Annotated in this window: 20 protein-coding genes, 1 pseudogene and 1 riboswitch; of the genes and pseudogenes, 4 read left to right on the top strand and 17 right to left on the bottom strand. The window is 39.0% G+C overall.

Going from position 1 to position 22,884, the window contains the following annotated elements:
- Positions 1-103 precede the first annotated feature (103 nt).
- The 4 genes from HMPREF3116_RS09315 to HMPREF3116_RS06980 form a co-directional block, all read right to left on the bottom strand.
- Positions 104-1,693: a C40 family peptidase gene (locus HMPREF3116_RS09315; RefSeq protein ID WP_070468687.1), complete on the bottom strand. Its 1,590-nt coding sequence runs from the start codon at positions 1,691-1,693 to the stop codon at positions 104-106.
- Positions 1,694-2,070: 377 nt separating this feature from the next.
- Entirely contained in the window at positions 2,071-2,811 is a 741-nt protein-coding gene (locus HMPREF3116_RS06990) for a CPBP family intramembrane glutamic endopeptidase (RefSeq protein ID WP_070468685.1), read from the bottom strand.
- 64 nt (positions 2,812-2,875) lie between these two features.
- Positions 2,876-3,316 carry a pyridoxamine 5'-phosphate oxidase family protein gene (locus tag HMPREF3116_RS06985; protein ID WP_070468684.1) on the bottom strand — a complete coding sequence of 147 codons (441 nt, stop codon included), beginning with the start codon at positions 3,314-3,316 and terminating at the stop codon, positions 2,876-2,878.
- Positions 3,317-3,457: 141 nt separating this feature from the next.
- Entirely contained in the window at positions 3,458-5,605 is a 2,148-nt protein-coding gene (locus HMPREF3116_RS06980) for a beta-glucosidase (RefSeq protein ID WP_070468682.1), read from the bottom strand.
- A gap of 259 nt (positions 5,606-5,864) precedes the next feature.
- Here HMPREF3116_RS06980 and HMPREF3116_RS06975 point away from each other — a divergent pair, with 259 nt between their 5' ends.
- Entirely contained in the window at positions 5,865-6,608 is a 744-nt protein-coding gene (locus tag HMPREF3116_RS06975; RefSeq protein WP_070468681.1) for an alpha/beta fold hydrolase, read from the top strand.
- Between the two features lie 81 nt (positions 6,609-6,689).
- Here HMPREF3116_RS06975 and nox read toward each other — a convergent pair whose 3' ends face one another.
- The 7 genes from nox to HMPREF3116_RS06940 form a co-directional block, all read right to left on the bottom strand.
- The gene (gene nox / locus HMPREF3116_RS06970) at positions 6,690-8,027 is read right to left on the bottom strand and encodes a H2O-forming NADH oxidase (protein WP_070468679.1); all 1,338 of its coding nucleotides are present in this window, start codon (positions 8,025-8,027) and stop codon (positions 6,690-6,692) included.
- A 413-nt stretch (positions 8,028-8,440) separates the two neighbouring features.
- Positions 8,441-9,661, bottom strand: coding sequence for an AI-2E family transporter (locus tag HMPREF3116_RS06965; RefSeq protein WP_070468678.1), 1,221 nt, complete (start codon positions 9,659-9,661; stop codon positions 8,441-8,443).
- A gap of 55 nt (positions 9,662-9,716) precedes the next feature.
- Positions 9,717-10,742, bottom strand: coding sequence for a lipoate--protein ligase (locus tag HMPREF3116_RS06960; protein ID WP_070468676.1), 1,026 nt, complete (start codon positions 10,740-10,742; stop codon positions 9,717-9,719).
- A complete protein-coding gene (locus HMPREF3116_RS06955; RefSeq protein ID WP_371440308.1) occupies positions 10,739-11,629 on the bottom strand; it encodes an SIR2 family NAD-dependent protein deacylase in 891 nt (296 codons plus the stop codon). Before HMPREF3116_RS06955 ends, HMPREF3116_RS06960 begins: the two co-directional genes overlap by 4 nt.
- 67 nt (positions 11,630-11,696) lie before the next feature.
- Positions 11,697-12,530, bottom strand: a complete 834-nt coding sequence (locus tag HMPREF3116_RS06950; protein ID WP_083272807.1) for a protein-ADP-ribose hydrolase — start codon at positions 12,528-12,530, stop codon at positions 11,697-11,699.
- Positions 12,531-12,533: 3 nt separating this feature from the next.
- Positions 12,534-12,872, bottom strand: a complete 339-nt coding sequence (locus HMPREF3116_RS06945; RefSeq protein ID WP_070468673.1) for a glycine cleavage system H family protein — start codon at positions 12,870-12,872, stop codon at positions 12,534-12,536.
- A gap of 147 nt (positions 12,873-13,019) precedes the next feature.
- The gene (locus HMPREF3116_RS06940) at positions 13,020-14,036 is read right to left on the bottom strand and encodes an MsnO8 family LLM class oxidoreductase (RefSeq protein ID WP_083272806.1); all 1,017 of its coding nucleotides are present in this window, start codon (positions 14,034-14,036) and stop codon (positions 13,020-13,022) included.
- Between the two features lie 207 nt (positions 14,037-14,243).
- Here HMPREF3116_RS06940 and HMPREF3116_RS06935 point away from each other — a divergent pair, with 207 nt between their 5' ends.
- Positions 14,244-15,440 (top strand): NADH-dependent flavin oxidoreductase, encoded by a 1,197-nt coding sequence (locus tag HMPREF3116_RS06935; protein ID WP_070468671.1) that lies wholly within the window; start codon positions 14,244-14,246, stop codon positions 15,438-15,440.
- Between the two features lie 44 nt (positions 15,441-15,484).
- Complete coding sequence (locus tag HMPREF3116_RS08800; RefSeq protein WP_083272805.1) at positions 15,485-15,763, top strand: SDR family oxidoreductase; 279 nt, start codon at positions 15,485-15,487, stop codon at positions 15,761-15,763.
- A gap of 145 nt (positions 15,764-15,908) precedes the next feature.
- Here the strand turns inward: HMPREF3116_RS08800 and HMPREF3116_RS06925 are convergent, their stop codons facing one another.
- Positions 15,909-17,090 (bottom strand): cation:proton antiporter, encoded by a 1,182-nt coding sequence (locus tag HMPREF3116_RS06925; RefSeq protein ID WP_070468668.1) that lies wholly within the window; start codon positions 17,088-17,090, stop codon positions 15,909-15,911.
- Between the two features lie 45 nt (positions 17,091-17,135).
- Positions 17,136-17,232: riboswitch (Fluoride riboswitch) on the bottom strand.
- A gap of 451 nt (positions 17,233-17,683) precedes the next feature.
- On the opposite strand from HMPREF3116_RS06925, the gene gpmA reads away from it, so the two are divergent.
- A complete protein-coding gene (gene gpmA, locus HMPREF3116_RS06920) occupies positions 17,684-18,373 on the top strand; it encodes a 2,3-diphosphoglycerate-dependent phosphoglycerate mutase (RefSeq protein WP_070468666.1) in 690 nt (229 codons plus the stop codon).
- 63 nt (positions 18,374-18,436) lie between these two features.
- Here gpmA and HMPREF3116_RS06915 read toward each other — a convergent pair whose 3' ends face one another.
- The 5 genes and pseudogenes from HMPREF3116_RS06915 to budA all read right to left on the bottom strand — a co-directional run bounded on the left by HMPREF3116_RS06915 (position 18,437) and on the right by budA (position 22,809).
- Positions 18,437-18,937: an SRPBCC domain-containing protein gene (locus HMPREF3116_RS06915; protein ID WP_070468664.1), complete on the bottom strand. Its 501-nt coding sequence runs from the start codon at positions 18,935-18,937 to the stop codon at positions 18,437-18,439.
- Positions 18,938-18,957: 20 nt separating this feature from the next.
- Positions 18,958-19,215 (bottom strand): annotated as a pseudogene (locus HMPREF3116_RS09355) (VOC family protein).
- An 815-nt stretch (positions 19,216-20,030) separates the two neighbouring features.
- Positions 20,031-21,233 (bottom strand): dicarboxylate/amino acid:cation symporter, encoded by a 1,203-nt coding sequence (locus HMPREF3116_RS06910; RefSeq protein ID WP_070468663.1) that lies wholly within the window; start codon positions 21,231-21,233, stop codon positions 20,031-20,033.
- Between the two features lie 107 nt (positions 21,234-21,340).
- Positions 21,341-22,048 (bottom strand): M48 family metallopeptidase, encoded by a 708-nt coding sequence (locus HMPREF3116_RS06905; RefSeq protein WP_246819069.1) that lies wholly within the window; start codon positions 22,046-22,048, stop codon positions 21,341-21,343.
- 56 nt (positions 22,049-22,104) lie between these two features.
- Positions 22,105-22,809 carry an acetolactate decarboxylase gene (budA, locus tag HMPREF3116_RS06900; RefSeq protein WP_083272804.1) on the bottom strand — a complete coding sequence of 235 codons (705 nt, stop codon included), beginning with the start codon at positions 22,807-22,809 and terminating at the stop codon, positions 22,105-22,107.
- Positions 22,810-22,884: the final 75 nt, after the last annotated feature.

Genomic DNA, 22,884 nt, shown 5'->3' with positions numbered 1-22,884 from the left:
ATTCTCATCAGTCCGATTTGACGAAGAGCCAATTATTTCTAATAAAAAAAGGCCGAGGGGGGTAATCATCTCGACCTTTTGTATTCATTATTTAAATGATTGCTTAATTATAAGCTGCCATACTTACAGCAAATGATGGTGCCCAGTATGGGTTAATTGATTCTGAATGAACTGTTTCACCAGGACGTTGAGAATGGATGTATTGTCCATTACCTAATGAAATTGCCACATGGTATGGAGAACCGTAAGAACCCCAGAAAATTAAGTCCCCAGGTTGAGCAGATGAAACTGCAATTTTTGGACCAGCATATTGTTGCTCACCAGTATAGCCACCTACGTTAACCCCATAAGTTTGTTGGTAAACATAGTTCACGAAACCTGAACAGTCGAAACCTGCAGGTGATTTTCCACCCCATACATAAGGTACGCCAACTTGTGCATAAGCATTATTTAATAATGCTGTTACATTACCTGACTGTGCTTGAGCTTGAGCTGCTGCTTCTGCTTGGGCTGCTGCTTCTGCTTCCGCTGCCGCTTGAGCTGCTGCCTCTGCTTCCGCTGCTTCTGCTTCCGCTGCCGCTTGAGCTTCTGCCTCTGCTTGAGCTGCTGCTTCTGCTGCCGCTTGGGCTGCTGCTTCTGCTGCCGCTTGAGCTTCTGCCTCCGCTTGAGCTGCTACTTCTGCTTCCGCTGCCGCTTGAGCTTCTGCCTCTGCTTGGGCTGCTGCTTCTGCCTCTGCTTGGGCTGCTGCTTCTGCTTCCGCTGTCGCTTGAGCTTCTGCCTCTGCTTCTGCTTCCGCTGCCGCTGCCGCTTGAGCTTCTGCCTCTGCTTGGGCTGCTGCTTCTGCTGCCGCTTGAGCTTCTGCCTCTGCTTCTACTTCTTCTACTGAATTTGAAACTTGTGTAACTTCTGGCGCTTCAACAACAACTGCTTCTTCAGCAACTACTTCTGTTGCTTCTGCTACTACTGGTGCTTCTTCAACCACTTCTTCTTCAACTGTTGGCGCAACAGCTAAACCAGGAATAGCTAATGTTTGACCAACTAAAATTAAATCACTTGATAAGTTATTTTGAGCACGTAATTCAGATACTGAGACGCCAAATTGACTAGCAATTTTATTGATAGAGTCGCCAGCAACTACAGTATAGTTACCATTTTCATCTGCAACGTAGTTATTCACAGTTTCTGCTTCTACTGATGTAGCTTCTATTTCTGCTGTTTCAACTAGTGCATCTACTACTGAAGTTTCTTCAACAACAGTTGCTGCTTGTTCTACTTGGCCTTTAACTTTTAATTGTTGTCCAACTAAAATCAAATCACCTGAAATACCATTTAATTCACGTAAGTTTTGTGCTGTTGTGTCAAAATCTGCCGCGATTTTATTTAAAGTATCCCCTTCAACAACAGTGTAAACGTTAGATGCATCTGCTACACGTTTTGTGCTAGCAACAACTGGTGCATCTACAGTCGGAATATTTAAAGTATGACCTGAGAAAATTAAATCTTGATTCTCAATTGTATTGGCTTCAACGATATCTGCAATAGATAAATCAAATTTACGTGAAATAGCAGTTAGCGTATCTCCCGTTTCAATTGTATACACTTCATCTGCTGAAACATTAGTAGTTGAAAAGGCTGCTAAAGCCGCTGACGTCGCTAACGATGTCCCTACCATTTTTTTTACTGAAAACTTCATTAAATTTCTACCCCCTGAAATTTCTAATTACAACTGCTATTATATACAAGCAATCGACACTTTTCCGTAACAATCAGGTTACAAATCCTTTACTCTTTCTTACACTTTTCCTTATATTTAGCTAATACTTTTAGATGGATTATTGTTTCTTTATAAATTTAATCTATTCAAAATATTCACAAGCTATCCAGAAGCTTAATAAATCAACTTTTCAAGAATACTCAAGTTCGCACTTTTCATTTATACGTAACACAAAAATATTACATTTATGTAACACAAATGTAACATTACTTGAAAACAACGTAAAAAAACCACTTTGAACAAGTGCTTTTATAGACACGCTATCGTTCAAAGTGGTATTTGTTACATAACATTCTTTAATATAGACCGAATATTAACATGATTGCACCCGGTAAATTATTCAAGAAGTGGATTAGGATGGCATCATTTATATTTTTGCTTCGCCAATAGGCCATAAAGCAAGCTGCGCCTATTCCTGCATAGATGATAAATGAAATAATATTACCCGAAAGATGCATACTCGAGAAGAATATTGAGGATAATATAATGGCTACCGTAAAATGCTTATCTTTGAACATGCCTTTACTGATCATGCCGCGGAAGATAATTTCTTCCATTATGGGTGCCATCGTAATAACAGTTAATCCAAGATTCAAGGCTAACAATATATTGGTATTATCTGCTAGTAATCCAAAAATTGCTTCATCATTTACAGTAGTGTCTTCGCCGTAAATCCTAGACATTAAATAAGACATGGCCAGTTTAAACCCTAAAATTGCTACAAATATCCCTAAATCCTTCAGCACATCATCCCATGTTAAACTGATTACATTTTCAGGATGTTGCTTTTGATAACGACGGTAGAACCAGTAGCTTACTGCGAGCATATAGATTATGCTGATAATTCCTATGATAGTTACCCATGTATTATCTAAAAGGCCACCATACATCACATATAGTTGAGGAAGTGAGACAATTAGCGTATAAACGAATGTCCACAAAATAACCTTAACCCCGCCCACTATCCAGCCAAGCCATTTTTGTCTAGTTGGATTCTGATAGTAAGCTTCAGTATTTCTATTCTTCCTTTTCCCCATATAGTTCCCCTAACTTTTTGTCTGATTACAATTTCCTTCTATATAAAAGGTTCATTTATATTCATTAACTTTTGTGTTTATTTGCTGAAAATTCAAATGCATCATTTATATGTTCTTTTAGATTCATATAGAAACCACTTCCTTCATATACTTGAAGTGGCACAACTGATTTACGATCTTCTTCATCAGGATAGACATCTTTTACGTAAGGATTATCTTTTAAGATATCTTCTAAATATGATTGGTCAACTTCACGCACTTTCCCTTCAATCGTAATCGCTTGAATACCATTTTCATCATTGGACATCCCTGAAATAGACACGTTTTCGTTGCCTTTTAATTGCGTATAAAATTCATTGCCTGGCTTTGTCATAAAGAAGATACCATTTTCATTGGCAACACCAATATTCGCAAATCTAGTATGTGGTTTTCCATCACTATCCACCGTAGCAAAAACTACTGCACCAATATTTTCTAATAACTTCATGTAATCTTGTAATGCCATTTTACAACATCTCCCTTATTGTACTTCTTTCTTCCATTATAACGCAAATGCTAGAAATCCTTTAGTAAAATCTAAATCAAAAATATATCAAAACAACTGGAAAATGACAGATGGTCTTTTCCAGTTGTGACAAGTTAAATTTTATTGAATTGTATGCGTTAAAGTGAACGGTGTGTTGTCACTTGCATTTCCTACATAGAACTTGTACTCACCAGGTTCAATAATAAAGTCGTGGGCATTATTATCCCATACACCTAGTGGATGGTTAGTAGCGAACGGGTCAATAGTGATTGTGACATCCGATGTTTCTCCAGCAGCTAGGTGAACTTTCTTGAAACCAACTAAGCGCATCGGTGGTTGTCCATCGACTGGAAGGCCAACATAAACTTGTACTACTTCTGCACCATCACGGTCGCCAGTATTGGTTACAGCAACTTGAATATTTATTGGTTCGTGCCCGTCTGACACTAAGTTATCTAGTCTAGCTTCTTCAACGGCAAAACTTGTATAGGATAAACCATGACCGAATGCAAATCCTGCTTTGACCTCCTGAGCTTGGTACCAGCGATAACCCATTTCCAATCCTTCTGAGTAACGAATTGTCGGGAATCCTTCGCCTTCATCAACACCTGGATGACGTTCTGCATGTCCATAAAAGATGGTGTCTTCATCACGAGCTGGATAGCTTGTTGGCACTTTACCAGATGGATTGACATTACCAAATACTAAATCAGCAACAACATGGCCATCTTCAACCCCTTGATTCCATACTTCTAATACTGCCGAAGCTTTATCAATCCAAGGTAATACGACTGGACTTGAATCTTTTAATACAACAACCGTTTGTGCATTTAAACCAAGTAATGCATCTACCATTGTATCTTGGTCTTTTGGTTGGTGAGCTGTCTCCATGTCCATTCCCTCTGTTGCGACTAATCCGGCCATAATAATTACTGCATCAGCATCCTTTACAGCTGCTTTTGCCTCTTTTAAGTTACTTAAATCATCTGCCACAATGAAAGTATTCACTTTTGTATGACTATCTAGATCCGCTAAAACATCTTCCATTCCTTGTTTAGGCGCAACTGTATATAATGGGTCTACTTTAGAAGAACCACCACCACCTTGAGTAGCAAACTCAGCAAATTTTGATTGACCAACAATTAAGATATTATCGTGTGCTTTTGCATCTAGTGGTAAGATATTTTGATCATTTTTCAATAAGACAGCTGATTGTTCACCAATACGACGTGCACGTTGACCGTTAGTCTTAGCATCAATTTCTCCTGGCTTATATTCACTTTCAAATACATTAAATTTGAACATTTGCGTGAAACGACGGATTAATGCCCGGTCGATTGTTTTCTCTTCAAGTGATTGATCTGCTAAAGCGGCTTTAATATTTGTTTCATTTAACCATTTAGCATCAGGCATTTCATGGTCTAATCCCGCGTTTAGTGAAGCTGCAGCTGAGCGAGCTGACCAGAAGTCAGTTTGAACATATCCTTCAAATCCCCATTCATTACGTAAAATATCATTTAATAAGTAACGATTTTCAGTGGCATAAGTACCACGTAATCGGTTATAAGCTGACATGATAGAGGCTACTTCACCATCTTTTACTAACATTTCAAATGGTAGTAAGTATAATTCACGTAACACATTTTCATCGATTTCAACAGAGTAACGGAAGCGTTCATCTTCCTGGTCATTTACTGCAAAATGTTTACCCATAGCAATGACATCATGACTTTGAATTGCTTTAGTAATTTCAACCCCCATCACACCTGATAGGAATGGATCTTCTGAAAAGTATTCAAAGTTACGTCCTGATATGGGTAGTCGGTGTAAGCATACAGCTGGTCCCTCTAATACATGTTGGCCTAATGTTTTGGTTTCTTCACCAATGATATCTCCATATGCATAGGCCAATTCCGGATCAAATGATGCAGCTACACCAATTGTCATTGGTAAGGCTGTTGCTTTTGGACTTGGTGTACCGTCCCCCATACCAACACCAACTGGTCCATTTGTAATCCGATAACGTGGAATACCCAATTCTTCATTGGCTTTAACGTGACGTTCTACACGGATTTGACTAGCTAGTCTTGCCATTTCTTCTTCATCAGTGATTTTACCCATAGACCCATAGATGTCAATCGTTTCCATTGCGCCGTGTAATTGCTGGATTTTTTGATCAATATTCATATGTGCGACTAACAATTCTGCCCGTTCCTTAGGTTCTAAACTTGTATCTAGCCAAGGCATATCTTTTGTATTCATTTCCATATATATCCCCCATTTTTTTATTTTTGTTTCAGTTCTCCCAGCATTTATGAAACCCTTATCATTTTCTTTATCATACAATAATTTTAGCCTTTTGACCAGTTCTCTCACACCAAAAGCACAAGATTTGCAAACTTTAATCCATGTTAAAGCAAGCTGAGTCTACTAACAACAGTAAATTCTAAATATTTGCATTCTTGTAATCCTGTCGCTATGCTAGCTAGTAAACAAAACATGAAAAAATGATTGTGGGGTAGAACAATTGAAAATAACCATTAGAAGACGTCACATCGGCCAAATACCTTTACTTGAAGTTGTCCCTGTAAGAGACCGCAATGTACCTCTCCCATTGATTGTTTATTACCATGGTTGGCAGTCAAATAAGGAATTAAACTTAACGCAAGGGCGTAAATTAGCACAAGTCGGTTTTCGGGTGATATTACCAGATGCCATGAACCATGGTAGCCGTAAACAACCAGTATCCGCTATTTCGTCTTTAACTTTTTGGCAAAGTATCCAAAGTAACTTATTTGAATTTGGGGCTATTGTCCAACACTTTAAGCGGCTGAATTTAATTCTAGATGATCGTATCGGCGTTGGGGGAACTTCTATGGGTGGTTTTACTTCATCCGCTTTATTGACCCACCACCCAGAAATCAAAGTAGCGTCATGTATGATGGGGTCGCCGACACCCGTTCAATATCGAGACCAATTAATTGCTTATGCTCGTCAATTCTCTAACCATTTTGTCCCTGAAGATTTAATCGATTTAACCGCTTGGGTTGACCGGTATGATCTCTCTAGCCAAATAGATACAATAGCAGGTAGACCTTTCTTTATCTGGCATGGTGAGCGTGATTGGCGTGTACCTTATGACCAAACTGCAGCGTTTGTGAAAGAACATGCGGATTTAGATAATATTATTTTTATCCACGAAGATGAGGACCATTTGGTTAAAACAGAAACTATGGATATGATGACAGCTTTCTTTTTAGATCACCTTTAATAAACTAATATCAAAAAAGGCAACCTTCTTAGCTAATGTTCGCTAAGAGGGTTGCCCTTTTTTAAATTATGCTAGATTTCATTATTCAGCTTTTAAAGCTGCTTTTGTGATGTAGTTATATGGTTGATTGAAGTGTGGTAAGAAGAACAAGTCTAATAATGCTAATTTATCAATTGTCAATTGTTCTTGTACTGCTAATGAGAACATGTGGATACCCATTGATACGTCATAATGAGATACCATTTGTGCACCTACAATACGACGAGATTCTTCTTCGTATACGATACGTAATTTCACTTCTGCGTTTTCATCTGCTGGCATGAAACCTGGTAATTGTGTATCTTCGATGTCTGTGTATTTCACTTTCAAGCCGTTTTTCTCTGCTGCACGTACTGATAAACCAGTAGATACTAATTTCAAGCCGAAGATTTCGATACCATTTGAACCTTGGATACCAGCACCTTCTACATGGTTACCTAAAATATTTTGACCTGCAACGATACCTGAACGAACAGCATTTGATGCTAGTGCAATATAAGCTGTGTCATTTACAGCGTTTGAGTAGTTTGTTGCACAGTCACCTACTGCGTACACAGCATCATCACTTGTTTTGAAAGTACGGTCAACTAAGTAAGCACCATTCACAAATGTTTCTAAGTGGTCAGCACCTAATCCAGCGTTTGGACGGAAACCAATACAGTTGATGATAACATCTGCTTTATATTCGCCTTTTGTTGTTTTAAGTCCTGTAACTTTACCGTTTTCGCCTAAGTATTCTTCAGCTAGTTCACCAAAGTGAGTGTGAATACCGTTAGCACGTAAGTTTTCATCCATAGCTACTGCAAAGTCCTCATCATAGTAGTTCATTAATGAATGTGCTTCAGCGTCAAAAATGTGTACTTCTTTACCACGGCGAGCTGCTGCTTCTGCAATCTCAACACCGATGTAACCAGCACCGATCACACATACAACATTTGCATCATCTGCTGCTAAGGCTTTATCAACAGCTTGACCTTCTTGGAATAATTTTAGGAAGTGTAATCCATCTAAGTCATGACCTGGTAATTTAGGTGCGATTGGAAGAGATCCAGTCGCTAAAACTAATTTATCATAGTTTTCTTCTAATTTTTCTCCTGATTTAGTTTCTGCGTAAACCACTTTGTTTTCAAAGTCGATTTCTTTTACTTCTGTTTCTAAAGATATTTTTGCACCTTTAGCTTCGAAATCTGCAGCATTTGTGTAGAATAAACCTTCATAACCATCAATTTGACGACCTACCCATAATGCAGTCCCACAACCTAAGTACGATAAGTTAGAGTTACGGTCTAATAATGTAACTTCTACGTCTTGATCTGAATCTAATAAGGTGTTTGCTGCTGAAATACCTGCATGGTTAGTTCCTACTACTACAACTTTCATGAAACATTTCCTCCTTGGGGCATATATTTATTGCTCATTTATTTACAAGGTGAGAATAACACCATTTTTTAGGGATGACAAACCAAAGTTGTATAATATCTAAAAGCTCACAAAGTCTATATCAAGCATTTTTAAACGATAGTTTGTGAAAAACTTATTATACATCTTCAAAAGCGATTGTTTTATTGCATTTTTTGTTATTTATCTATAAATTCTTTCCTTTAATCCAAATTCGTTATTTCACAAATTCGGATTCTTAAGTACATTTTTTGTATTAAATGTGTTTTTGCTTGTTGGTAAAAGAAAAAAGCACTCACAAATATTGAGCGCTTTTTCCCTATATATCAACATTTTCACCTTTTTCACTTGTGAATTTTCTATATGTGAAAAAGTTTGTGCATTTTTATACGATGTTATATTTTATCAATTTCTTTATTCGTTAATGTTTGATGACGTAAACTCTCTAAAAATTGTACTTTTTGTTCACTATCCTGATCTCTTGTCCGTTGAATCATACGTTCACGGTAAGCTACATCAATCTTGATAATTTTATAAATAGAAGCTAAGAACGGCACCCCAATCAGCATACCTGGAATCCCCATTAAGCCGCCACCAACAGTCACGGCAAATAAAACCCACATACTTGGTAAACCTATTGAATCTCCTACAACACGTGGATAGATTAAGTCCCCTTCTAATTGTTGAACAAGGAGGACAAAAATAAGATAAACTACTGCATAAGTCGGGTTTAAAGCTAGGAGAATCACTACCCCTACTGCACCAGATAAGAAGGCGCCAATAATTGGAATCAATGCCATTACACCTTGAAGGACTCCCAACATTGCTGCGTAGGGCACCTGCAGAATAAATAGTCCCGCTGTGACTAAAGCACCTAAGATGATCGCTTCAATTACCATACCTGAAATAAAACTAGAAAATGTTTCATTCGCAACTCGTGCCACATTTTTAATTAATTGATTCATATCATCGCGGACATAAACCGCTAGCAACCGATCCATTTGTTTGGCTAACTTTTCCTTTGAAAAAAGAATATAAATCGCAAACATAATACCTAAGAAGATATTCGTTACAGCACCGACTGAAGTAGTTAATACCGAAATAGATGTCGACGCTAGGCCTGAAGCTAGGTTGTTAATGCCATTTGCTACATTAGAAAAGATACTGCCCCAATCGATATCCGCTTGGTTTGCTAACTGATTCACTAAAGGAACTAAAGCTTTTTGACTGTTAAACCAATCTGTTAGATTATCAACAGCTTCAGGCACCACATCAATCAGGGTCATCACTGCTGAAGCCAATTGTGGTACCACAACGACAACTGTCGCTGCGATCACTAAGCAGACGACTAAGATAGCTAACATCATTGCAACTGGTCGTCTAGAGCCTTTCAAATACTTATTTTTTGCGTTTGGGTATAAATATTTTTCAATCCAAGTCATCAATAAATTTAAGACAAAGGCAATCATTCCACCTAAAATTAAGGGAAAAATCACTGACCAAATCATCGTGACAGTCTGTACAAGATAGGACCAATTGATGACAGCTAATATCAATACTGCAATCAAGACCAACCATTGTACGCCTTGTTTTGTTGGGGCAGTTATTTTTTTCAATTCAATTCAACTCTTTCTCTTTTTAATATTTATGAATTATTTATATTTTAGCATATTAGGCTAAAATTAAGTGAGTTAGAATTGTTGAATCAACCGGACCAAAATACGGTGTTAAGTCAATATCTTTTAAAGCGTTCATAACTGCGTCTTCCTTTAATGCACAGCCTATGAGTAGGTTTTCAATATCTTGGACATCTTTCTTTCCAAAAAAATCTCCATAAATACGACATTTTTGAATATGGCCTTTTGAAACTTCTAAGGTTACTTCAATTGTACCAACACCTGGAACGCGTACATCATTATTGATGGCATAATTAGGATTATTACCAAAATTCCAGGACCAATTCTTATATTTGTCTGCTACCATCTGGTCAATGATTGCCCAATCTTCATTATTAAGCATGTATCGCTTGGCCTGTTTCATATCATCAATCCCTAGTAATTCTGCAGCCATAAGATCTTTGAAAGCAAAATTAGATAGGCCTTGATATTCAGGAGCGAGATGACTTCTAATATCTGTAACTCGAGCGCGAACGGATTGAATCCCTTTTGAAATGATTTTCTTTTCATTAGGATTGAGTGCTTTGACCATAGCATCATAGTCGACATCAAGCATTAAGGAAAAGCCACCATATACTAAATTATTCTTCATGGTCATAGCTGCACCAGATATCTTTTTCCCAGCAATCTCTAGGTCATTACGACCGCTTTGACTCAGATCTTTTACCCCAAATTTTTTAAGGGCATCAATAGTTGGTTGATACAACTTAGCATAGTTACCATATATATCCATATCACCACGATATACGAAACAGAAATTGACGTGCCCTGCATCCTGATAAAGGGTTCCACCACCGGTATCACGACGGACTAATAGAATATCATGTGCCTTCACATATTCCGTGTTAACTTCTACCAAGGAATTTTGGAAACGCCCCACTTGGACAGTTGGCCCTACAATATAAGGTAATAAAATCGGCTCAGTAATTTCAAGATGCTCTTGCACATAGACTTGGACCGCTAAGGCATAAGCACCATCCATCATATATTCACCGTTTCGAATAGGTTCGATAACAATCATTCAGCTAACGCCTCCTGCATTAAAGCATTTGCACCAATAATTGTTTCTTGAATATCCCCATCAAAACGATATGTTTGTTGTTTTAAGTGAGCAGGAATACGGTATAATTTCTTATTCATCGGTACATACATGGCTTTAGGGTTTTTAGCCGTCAGCTCCTGGAAAGATGTCTTAATAAATTGTGGGGTAGTATAGCCAACCCCAATATCTAAAAAGAGTATGGCTTGTCCCTCGTATTCATCCAAGAAGGCATCATAACGAGCTTTTTGCGCAAAGAAATCTGGACTTTCCACCATCCCTTTACCCGCCTTTCGTTTATTTACTTCCATCACAGCGCCACATTTTGGACAATGAGGAATTAAATCATAAGGAATCTCCATATTTTCTTGCCTTGTTATCATTTCTCTAATTAAATCATCATCCCGGTAGGTTTCTTGATGGCACATTTGACTGCATTGCATCAAGATATACTCTCCTTGAATATGGAAAACTTTATCCATATCATATTCAGCAACCGCAAAGGCATTATCGGCGTTGGTCGTTATAATATGATATGGTTTATTGGCTAATAATTCTTTCAACGCAATGTAAGATGCCCCAACTGGTTGATCTAGATAATTTAAGGCGATAAAACGCGATTCAAAAGCCCAGTATTCTTGCGTTGAGGGAAAATCGAATAAACTAGCTTGTAACATGTCGAAGAAACCATATTTCTCAATAAAGTCAGGGAAATTATTTTCGAACCGTGGGCCCACATAGGTAAAGCCATCTGCAGCTGACATGCCAGCCCCAATACCGATAACGATAGCATCTGCCTCAGTTATTGCTTCTTTTAACATACTTGCTTGATTTTCTGTTGGGTCCTTAAAGGATTGCCACATACCTATACTTCTTCCTTTCCTATAAAAAGAGTAGGCAGCTAGTCTTTAGCCTACCTACTCTAAAATGCCTTATTTAATGGATTAACACTTTTCGATATAAAGCCAAATCTTCATCCGAGAAGACATTAAAGACAACTTGTAATACACTACCTGTGTCCTTTAAATAGTTTTGAACTGTTTGGATGGCAATATCTCTAGCTAATATCTTTGGAAAATGAAACTCACCAGTTGAAATACTACAAAAAGCAATAGTCGAAAGCCCTCTAGCATCCGCTTCTACCAAGCAATTTTTATAGCAGGCTGCCAATAAATCTTGATTCATTTTGGACACAGACTCCTTATAAATCACCGGACCCACCGTATGAAAAATGAATTTTGCTGGCAAATTGTAACCTTCTGTCACTACTACTTTACCTACTGGTAATTTACGTCCATTGAGTACTTTGGCCATATCTGTTCTTACTTGGGCACCCGCCATTGTATGAATTGTATTATCTATACAATGATGGTTTGGAATGAAGCAACCTAGTCCATCCTTATTCGCCGCATTCACAATAGCATCTACCTTCAAGTGGGTGATATCCCCTTGCCAAAGAAAAATATCTTGGTCTAAATGACTTTTTTGCCATTGATTTAAGTTGGCAGCGTGCGCTAACTTGGATTGCAGTAGCGATTCTTCTGCCAATAGGTATTCTGTGCTTGGTTGGTAGGGTTCGCGCACATTGACTAAGCCTCTAAAAACCGCCCAACGACTGTGATCATCAGGGATAGCTGATAAGTCTAGACTGTTATCAGCTTGGACGATGCCTGCCCTTTTCAAATCATCTCGATAGGCTTTTTGATGATTGGTTAAAGTGGTTTGCTGTTCCCATAGGTATTGGATGAGTGGGTTGTGCTTTCTTTCCATATGTTAGGCTTCTGGTAGTTTGTCGTAAGCGGCTTGGTCTACGTTGGTCATTTTGTAAACCCAGCTTTCGTCGGCTTTTTCTGAGTTTAATTGTTCTGGTGTATCTTCAGTTGCCTTATTGATGGCTGTAATTGTTCCAGCTAGTGGTGCTTGCAATTCTAGGACTGTTTTAGATGCTTCTAAGTTTAAGATGGCTTGATTTTCTTCGATTTGGTCGCCTTCTTTGGTAATAAATTCTACGTAACCAACTGTACCGATATCATCTTGCAATTCTGGTGTCATGATAAATGTGAATTCATCCCCGTTTTGTTCTACCCATAAATAATTTGCTAATTTGCGCATGTTGTTTCCTCCTCAAATATTGATCATTCTCTTGTATTTTGCTTATTTACGTTTTTAATGTAGCATGTTTTGACTGACTTGGCTAATATTTCATTTGTTGTGATGCTACGATAAAATATAGCTAAGATTATGCACCTATTCTATCGTCTAAGACGATAGATTAAATGCTTTGGCAATCAGTGCTAAGTTTTCTTCCCGGCGCTCGATTCCTGGTACAGTTGGTATGACCATAAATTCATCAGCAGCTGTCAGTTGAATAATTTGCTGGATTTGATCTTTGACTTGTTGAATATCTCCGATAATCAGCTTTTTACGATTACGGGCCATTTTTACCTGGTCGGCTTCCGTAAATTGATAATTGGCAGCTTCTTCAATTGTTGGTAGGTGGTCAAATTCGCTGTAGTCTTTTTTACCAAGAATCCATAGCTCAAAAGCTCGCTGAAGTGGCTGAATATCAACCCCCTCTGGTACAACAGCAATGAATGCTGAAACCATAAATTGCGGTTTGGACAAAGTGGCTGAAGGTTGGAAGTTGTCCCGATAGATTTTCGCAATCCGTTCAGCTGCTTCGATAGCATCTTCATCCTGGTTAAATAATAAACTATAGACGTAGCCAATACCTAAGCGGGCGGCCTTATAAGCAGATGCCTCACTGGCTGAGAGGGTCCACATTGTTGGTGGGGTATCTGGTCTTGGATAGACTTTGAGATCGCCATAGTGATTAGGTGCTTGGCTAACAAAATCCCTTACTTCCCCCATAGCTTCTTCATTATCTTTATAGCCTTTAAGATTGCTGTCTAAAGCATCTCGAACCGCTTGTCGGCCTGGATTATTACCCATCCCCAAATCTACACGACCAGGATATAAATGGGCAATCGTATTAAACACCTCTGCCACTTTAAATGGGGCATAATGCGGTAGCATCACCCCGCCTGATCCGAATTTAAGCCTCTTCGTCTGACTTAATAGATAAGTCATCATGATTTCAGGGGCTGCTGATGGATAGGCTGCTAAACTATGGTGTTCGGCAAGCCAAAACCGATGATAACCCAATTCTTCTGCCCTTTTAGCTAAATATAAGGTATCATTGTAAGCGTCTGTATCACTTTTTCCTAGGTCACGCGCGACGAAATCAAGGATATTAAATTTCACTGTATCCGCCATAATTCTGTACTCCTTTATTTTCACACACTGTTATACTACAAGTATATCACTCTATCCAAAAATAACATTACTAGCCTTTTCAACTATTATCATGATATCATATAAACTGTTCAAATGTTTGACTAAAATATTTTTTGTATGCGCATACAACGTATGCATTTTCTCAAACATTTACTTCGTATACATCTATAGAAAGGAAATCACATGATGACGCAAGATTATAAGACATTATTAGAACCTGTTACCCTACCCAACGGTCAAGTCCTTGAAAACCGTTTTGTATTATCCCCAATCGTTACCAACTCTTCTACTCAAGAGGGTTTTATTACGCAAGAAGACCTTGATTACGCTAGTCGGCGAGCTAAATCTGCCCCTATCCAAGTGACAGGTGCCGCTTACATTGAACCTTATGGTCAATTATTTGAATATGGTTTCTCAGTTGACGATGACCGTGCTATTCCTGGTTTAAGCAAAATGGCTGATGCGATGCAAGCTGAAGGTGCTAAAGCTATTTTGCAACTAACCCATGCTGGTCGATTTGCCAATCAAGCAATTCTTGATTATTACACCGTTTACGGCCCAAGTCCGCAATCCTTACATACACCAATCGACCACCAAGTGCTTGAAATGTCCCCACGAAAAATTAAACAAGTGATCCGTCAATACGGTGATGCAACCCGTCGTGCAATTAAAGCAGGTTTTGCTGGGGTGGAAATTTCAGCGGCTCAACGTTTATTGATGCAGACTTTCTTCTCTCCTTATTCAAACCAACGGACAGATGAATATGGTCCACAAAGTTTAGAGAACCGGGCCCGCTTTGGACTTGAAGTCTTTAAAGAAGTACAAAAAGTGATCAATGAAGAAACGCCAAGTGATTTTATCCTTGGTTTTAGAGGCACCCCTGAAGAAACGCGCGGCAAAGAAATCGGCTATACCGTTGAAGAATTTAACCAATGGGTGGACTGGATCCTTGAAGTGGCAGATTTAGATTACCTCGCTATTGCCTCTTGGGGTCAAAACATTTTCCAACATACTGTACGCGCTGAAGGTCGATACTATGGTCAACCAGTCAATAAAATCGTTCATGACCATTTAAATGGCCGCGTTGTCATGATGGCAACTGGTGGGATCAATTCACCTGACAAAGCCATGGAAGCTATCCAATATGCAGATATGGTTGGGATGTCATCGCCTTTTATTACAGAGCCGGATTTTGTCAATAAATTAGCAGCCGGAAAAGCAGATGAAATTGACTTACAATTAACCAACAAAGATATTGATGACCTTGCTATACCAAAAGCAGCCTTCAAAGACATCGTCCGTATGATGGATTACGGCAAAGGCTTACCACAAGAAGCCCGCGACAAATTACGTGAACACGAAAAAAATTATGATTCAAAATAAACACTTAAACATCTAAAAATCTAAACATTTAAATACCTATAGATATGCCTTCGGTTTTAGCTTTCTCTATCATTGCCTTAGTTGCTGGAACGACATATGTTGCGTCTAAACACGCTGTGTCTGCTATGACGAAATCAACTGCCTTCATGTATACCAACAACAAAATTCGTGTTAACGGTATCGCCCCAGGTGCCATCGCTACAAGTATTGCCTCAACGATGACCGACTCAAGTGACTTTGCGAACGCTCGGATTGGTGCCGTCAGCGCCATAAACCCAGGTGTTATCAACCTGAAGATATTGCCAATGCCGCAGTATTCTTAGCATCAGATGACGCAATTTTATCAACGGTGATATTATCACTGTAGATGGTGGCTTCACGGCACCATTCTAAAATAAATAAATATCCCAAAAAAAAGCTGGTCCTCATTTTTCTGAGGGTCAGCTTTTTTTGTTTTCATATTCTTATTTATCGATCATCACGCAATAGTCGATTATGGGTTTGGTCGATTAAGACAGCGCCAAGCGGTGCGGTGACTAAGATGGCAACGACTGAGATGGTTAAAATGATTTGACCACTCGGCAAGCCCATCGTTAAGGGCACCGCCCCTATGGCTGCTTGTACTGTGGCTTTTGGAATGTAGGCAAAAATGGTGAATGCTTTTTCCTCTTTGTTTAATTGAGTGCCTAAAACAGATAAAAGTACACCAAGTCCTCTAAATACCAACAACAAGACAATTAACACTACTGCAATGATGCCTGAATCTTTCACGGATTCGATGGACATGCTGGCACCAACTAACACGAACAGGATAATTTCAAAGACTTGCCATAAGTTATTAAACCCTACTTGAACAGATTTGGCTTGAACTGGATTGACGCGAAGCATCATAAAGCCCATCGCCATCACAGCAAGTAAGGCGGAGAAGCCGATTGGTCCTGTCATGGCTTTTTCAATTCCATCAAATAACATAGCCATCCCAAAGGTTAAGATGACTGGGTATCCACCTGATAATTGATATTTTTCAATGGCTAGTGACAGTAGCCAACCTACCAATAATCCCCCAGCGATGCCTAATATGATAGAAGTTGGCATAGATAGCATGCTTAACCAATGGAATTCACCAGTTTGAGCAAGGGCTGTTAAGGCAGTGAATATGATGATGACGAAGATATCATCCATAGAAGAGCCCGCTAGAATCATTTGCGGTACCCCTTTTTTCTTACCGTATCCCTTACCCATTAAATCTAACATGCGGGCAACGACGACGGCTGGTGATGTGGCCGCGATAATAGTCCCTAAGATAGCGGCAGATAAGTATGACATCCCAAAGAATATTGGTGCCAAAATGATAGTCCCGATGATTTCTAGGGTGGCTGGTAGGAAGCTCATCAAGATGGCTGGGCGCCCTACTTTCTTCAAGTCCTGCAAATCGATATTTAAACCCGCTCTAAGTAAGATGATCATCAAGGCAATCCGTCTTAAATCACTGGATATATCCAATGTACTTTGGTCAATTAGATTAAAAAATGACGGTCCCATGATTAAGCCAGCGATGATGTAGCCGATTAAACTAGGTAAATTCATCGCACTCAACAAGCGCCCCAATAAATACCCCACAATAATGATAAAACCTAACGATAGTAACATAATTTCCTCCTTTTGCAGGCAAAAAAAGCTGATACGCCTGCAGTTTTACTTGCAGAAGTCATCAGCTTTTCAGCGGTTCGGTATGGGATGGCCTAAAATCACCATCTACTTGACCAGGGAGAACCTCATTCCCTCTTTTTATGCTTCCTAAGCATACGCCATTTTTCTGAAAAATACAAGGTATTAAATACACATACTCTTATTATTATAGCAGGTCATCGGCCTTCACATACCTATCATAGTTTTAAAAGCAGTGGGCCCAGAATTAGCCAAGGTCTAATTCTTTGTCTGGCAATTCATTCTGTAAGGGCTAATGCGCCTAATAGAATGATATGGGTCAGTAGTCAGCCTCTCTTCCCTGCTAAGGCATGCTAGGACGTTTCAGTCTCTTACTCATATATAAAGGACTACTCTCCATAATAACAATTACAAAAACAGTGAGATCATAATATATACAAAACTTTATCAACCAGACATTTTCGCTTGTTATTAAAGAATTTGAGGTGTATTTTATTGCTATCTTTTTTACCTGGGTGTATAGTGTAGGTGAACCTAAAAATAAAACGACAGTATCCTTGAAAGGATGGAGAAAGATGGCTAAATTAGTATTTATCCGCCACGGACAAAGTGAATTAAATTTACAAAATGTGTTTACTGGATGGTTAGATCCGGCTTTAAGTCCTCTGGGGGTGGAGGAGGCTAAGGCCGCCGGTCTAGCGCTTAAAGAAGAAGGTTTAATTTTTGATGTTGTACACACTTCCCTACTAGCACGTGCGATTCAAACAACTTTTTATACGCTAGATAATTTAGACCAACTTTACTTACCAGTCCACAAACATTGGCGGTTAAACGAACGTCATTACGGTGCACTTCAAGGATTAAATAAGGCAGAAACGGCCGCTATTCACGGTGAAGACCAAGTGCATATCTGGCGCCGTTCTTATGATGTCCGCCCGCCTCAAGCGACTGCCAATACTTTTGACCGCCGCTACCAAGACCTTGATATCGACCATTTATTAGCTGGCGAAAGTTTAAAAGACACTTTAAACCGGACCATGCCTTATTGGGAAGACCATATTGCAGCTGATTTAAAAGAAGGCAAAAATGTCCTTGTTGTCGCTCATGGTAACAGTTTGCGGTCATTAACCAAATACTTGGAAAGTATTTCTGATGAAGATATTCCTGACTTAGAAATCGCCACCGGTGAACCCATTATTTATGACGTTGACGAAAACCTTCATATCTCAAACAAAAAAGTCTTAACGAAACATATCACCAAATAACATGTAATGACATGCAAATAAATAGCCCGGAAACCTGGAACGTTGTGTCCCTTGACTTCTGGGCTATTTTTCTTCTTTAAAATTTGCTTCTTTAAATTGTGTTTCATAAGCTTGCGTTAACTCAACCAATTCATCTGGCAATGGCCATTGTGGTGGTTGACCGTTCATGATTTGCACGAATACATTTAAGCAATTATGCCAACCGATAGCCGTTTGCACTACCCAGGCAAGGTCTGAAAATGTATGGTTAAAATGCAATCTAGCACCAGATTCCGTTTCAGAAATCTCCATGCGTATCACATCGCGGCCATCTTCGATAAACTCAAAACCATCTTCAAGTGAATACTTAGTAATCACCTCTTGGTAAAGATTCCCTTCGCCGTCATCAAATTTTATCAATCCGCCAACTTGGCCATCCATTTCCCCTGTTGCGAATGGATACCATTTTGAAAAAATGACCGGATCTGTCAAAGCGTTGAATACCACCTCTTTTGACTGGTAAAAGTCCCTTTCAAAGTATAGTGAATACGAACTTTCGTTTTCAATTAATTGCCCAAATAACATTGTGTTTCCTTTCCCTTACGCTAAATATAATAGCCTTTGGATATAATCTTCTTCATCTGCATCATGGCTTGAATTTGTGCTGAATTATGTTGTAATTCTCCAATATTTATCGGCACAATTTGCCATGATAAACCATATCTATCTTTTACACAACCACACTGCTCAGCTTTAGGACCAGCGGCATAATTTTTCCCAGTAATAATCTATTTCATCTGACTCTCGCAATTAAGGCTCAAAGATATCGCTTCATTAAAACGGAAATATGGCCCGCCATCCAAAGCAATATAAGGTTGGTTATTTAAAGTGAACTCTGCCGTAATAACTTAACCTGACATACCCTAAAAGTGTTCCTGTAAACTGGCATCTGGATAGTATTCAATGTGCTGAATTTCTGAATTCGGAATCAAATCTACATAGAAGCGAACCGCCTATCACAATCGCCGTCACTAAACCATAAACAAGGGGCAATCCACTTCACGATAGCTCCTCCTCATTGGGTGCTGGTTAGTCATACGTCACTAATACCTATATAGTTTACCACAAGAAATTGAAAATTCGAACGGGCTATCCCAATTAGGCCTATTCCCCACTGAAAAACGACCTACACCATCATCGACCTACCACCAATAACCCTTGTCGATGACTACAGGTACGCTTTAACTACATCGATGATTCCACCATGATCATTCACATTAGCTTCAACAGCAACCGTATCATCAATAGAACAAATAATGTTGCCGTCAGCCTTATGCTTTTCTTTCCTCGATTAAAAAAGTAGTATACCATTTATCCAAAAATACTTTACTTAATCCACATTTTACTTTTCATTGAAGTTATTACTCGGTTGTGGACTTACTAAGCAAAGGCTGGAACATACCTAGCATGCCTTCGCGGTGAACTCAGGGTGGCCTGGCGCATGTCAGTTTGTTAGGCGTTTATCCCTTACAGAATGTATAGTCAGCCAAACCATTAGACCTTGGCAGTTGGAGGCCCCACCGAATCTAAGGTAATGATAGGTATAGTGAAAGCCGAAGGATTTTAATCACTAGATAAAAAAAGATACAGCCTTTACACTGAATCCTTTAGAGTAAATCTACTTAGCTTGTTCTGCTTTTTTATCTTTTTTGTAGACGGCATCGACGATGACGGCGATGGCGTTGTCACCTGATACATTTGTTGCGGTACCAAATGAGTCTTGGGTGATGTATAAAGAAATGGCTAATTGGTTGAAGGCTTCTGTTAGACCAACCATTGGTAAGAAAGGTAAAGCTGACATGATGGCCCCGCCTGGTGCACCTGGTGCAGCGACCATAGCGATTCCTAATACCATGATGAAGCCAGCCATTGTACCAATTGAGATTGGCATTGAGTACATCATTAAGATGGCTGTCACACAAGTTATGATGGTAATCATTGAACCAGCTAGATGGATAGTGGCGCATAGTGGCACAACGAAGTTAGCGATTTGCTCAGAGACGCCATTTTTCCGGGCAATTTCAACGTTTGTTGGAATGGTTGCGGCAGATGATTGGGTACCTGCGGCTGTTAACCAACCTGGAATTTGATTCTTCATCATTTGAATTGGGTTCTTACCGGCGTAAGCACCAACCACGGCGAACATGAAGGTTAGGTATAGTAAATGTAAGAAGATGGCAGTGACTAATACCCGCCAAAAGACTGACATAACGGCAAATACTGAACCTGAATATGACATGTCTGCAAAGTTGAAGAAGATATAGAATGGCAGGAATGGAATCACGACTGTTTGTAAGGTTAAATCGATAACCTTACCGAAGTCGGTAAATACTGTCATCAAAGCTTCTCCCCGTCCTCTTGCTCGTAGCCAAGAAATCCCTAAGCCTAACATAAAGGCGAAGATAATGGCTGCGGTAACTGAAAACATGGGTTCTAGACCAATTGAGAATAAGGCGGTTGCCCCTTCGCCTGATTCTTGGATGGTATTTGCCAAGTCAGAGGTAATAAACATTGGGAATAAATTGCTGGCTACAGTATAGGCAAGGATACCGGCAACGATTGTTGACCCGTAGGAAATGGCTACAGTAATCCCTAAAAGTTTACCCGCACCTTCTGCCAGTTCAGCGATACCTGGAATAATCAGGCCGACGATCATCAATGGAATGATGAAGGACAGGAACTCAGAGAATAATCCGGATAATGTTTTTAATACTTGGAAGAAAATTTCTGGTAGAAAACCAAATTGGCCGACAATAATCCCTAATATAATTGCAATTACTAATTTCAAGGCTAGCGATATTTTAAACCCCTTCTTTGCCATATGAACAACTCCTCTAAATCATTTCTTTCTCAGAAAGAAAAAAGTCCCAAATCAACTTGGGGCTTAACTTATCTTTATGAGATTACTGCTTCTATTTTAACAGATTTTTAATGAAATAAACTAGGTAATTTCGACAAAATCGCATTCGCTTCTTGCCATTTCGGAAAATATGCATCCATTAATTGGTAAAAACGCTTGGTATGATTAGTTTCTATGAGGTGGACCAATTCATGAACGACAACTGCTTCTAAGCAAATCAAGGGTGCTATGACCAAATTTAAGCTAATCCAGATTCGTTTCTTTTGAATATTGCAGGTACCCCATCTGGTTTTCATTTGTTTCACCCGAAATTCATTTGCCCAAACATCCATATGGGCCATCATTTTGGGTCCCGTAATTGCTAATTGATCTTTTAATGCTTGCCGGTAAAAGGCTGTCATCAACTGCGCTCGTTCAGCTTGACCCATCCCGGGTTTAATCGTCAACAATAACATATCATCCTTAAGCTGACAGCTTGATGGTCCAGTTTGTTCAACCACCTTCAAGGGATAGCCCTGCCCCCATAAATAGTGGATTTCGCCAGTTTCATACCGCTTAATTTGATCTTGATAACGACGCTTGACTTCATCTTGCATTTGCTCAATTTTTGGGAGATGATTTTCTACAAAGGCTACAATAGCTGATTTGGTTGCATATTTTGGTGCTGAAATTCGAATACTGCCATGAGGGGGCAGGACCTTTAATGTTAAATTTTTATAATTCGCTTGCTTATTTACCTGGACGGGAAAACCCGCTATAGTCATATCAATTTTCATTCTGCCACTTCTTTCAGTCATTCAATAAATGTTTTTAAACGGTAAAGTAACGCGTCTTATTCACTCTCATTTATTTCAGTCACTAAATTATCATAATTTACTGTTGCATTCATAAAAGTTGCATTATTTGTTGCGAAATGTTGATGAAAATCAGTGACTGTTTGAATGGACACCTCTGCTTTATTAATTGTGTAATCAATAATATGCCCGCCAAAGGTCTTATCATCACTAATAAAGTGACAATGGAAACCTTGTTTAACTACCCCTTCAAATAAATACGGACCGTAAATACCAATACATGTTCCTTTAACATTCTCCTGTTTAAATTCTGGTTGTTTACGGCTAACTTCAACAAAACGTGGATAGGGTGTTTCAACACGTGGAATAACCCTTGTATGCATAAAGTCAAATGAACCTTCGATTCGAATAACAGAGAAAGTGGATAACGACTTTAATTGCCCTTTTAAATATTGATGCCATTCATTTAAAGTCCACAAATCATTCACCGTAAAAGTTCGATCTGGTGTAAAGTTAGTGACTGCAGCATACGGAACCGTTTCATGACCTTTTAAGACGACTAGTTCACCATTTCCTTTTGCTTGATATGCTTGACCATCAATTACAATCAATTCCCCATCTAAATGATCCATGGTACCAATACCATAGTTCCCTTCTTTTAATAAGTCAGCTATTGTCATTGACCCATCAAAAAAGCCTGCCATTAAATCGCCCAATGTTTGATGTTGAAATAATTTTGCCATTTCCGTCTCCCCATATCGCTTATTTATCGCCATAATTGTTTAAATATAGGCAATGGTTATCATGCTAATACTACC

This window comes from Aerococcus sp. HMSC10H05, assembly GCF_001806975.1.
GTDB lineage: Bacteria > Bacillota > Bacilli > Lactobacillales > Aerococcaceae > Aerococcus > Aerococcus viridans_B.
Note: the sequence above shows the minus strand (reverse complement) of the source record. Positions and strands in the feature narration are given on the sequence as shown.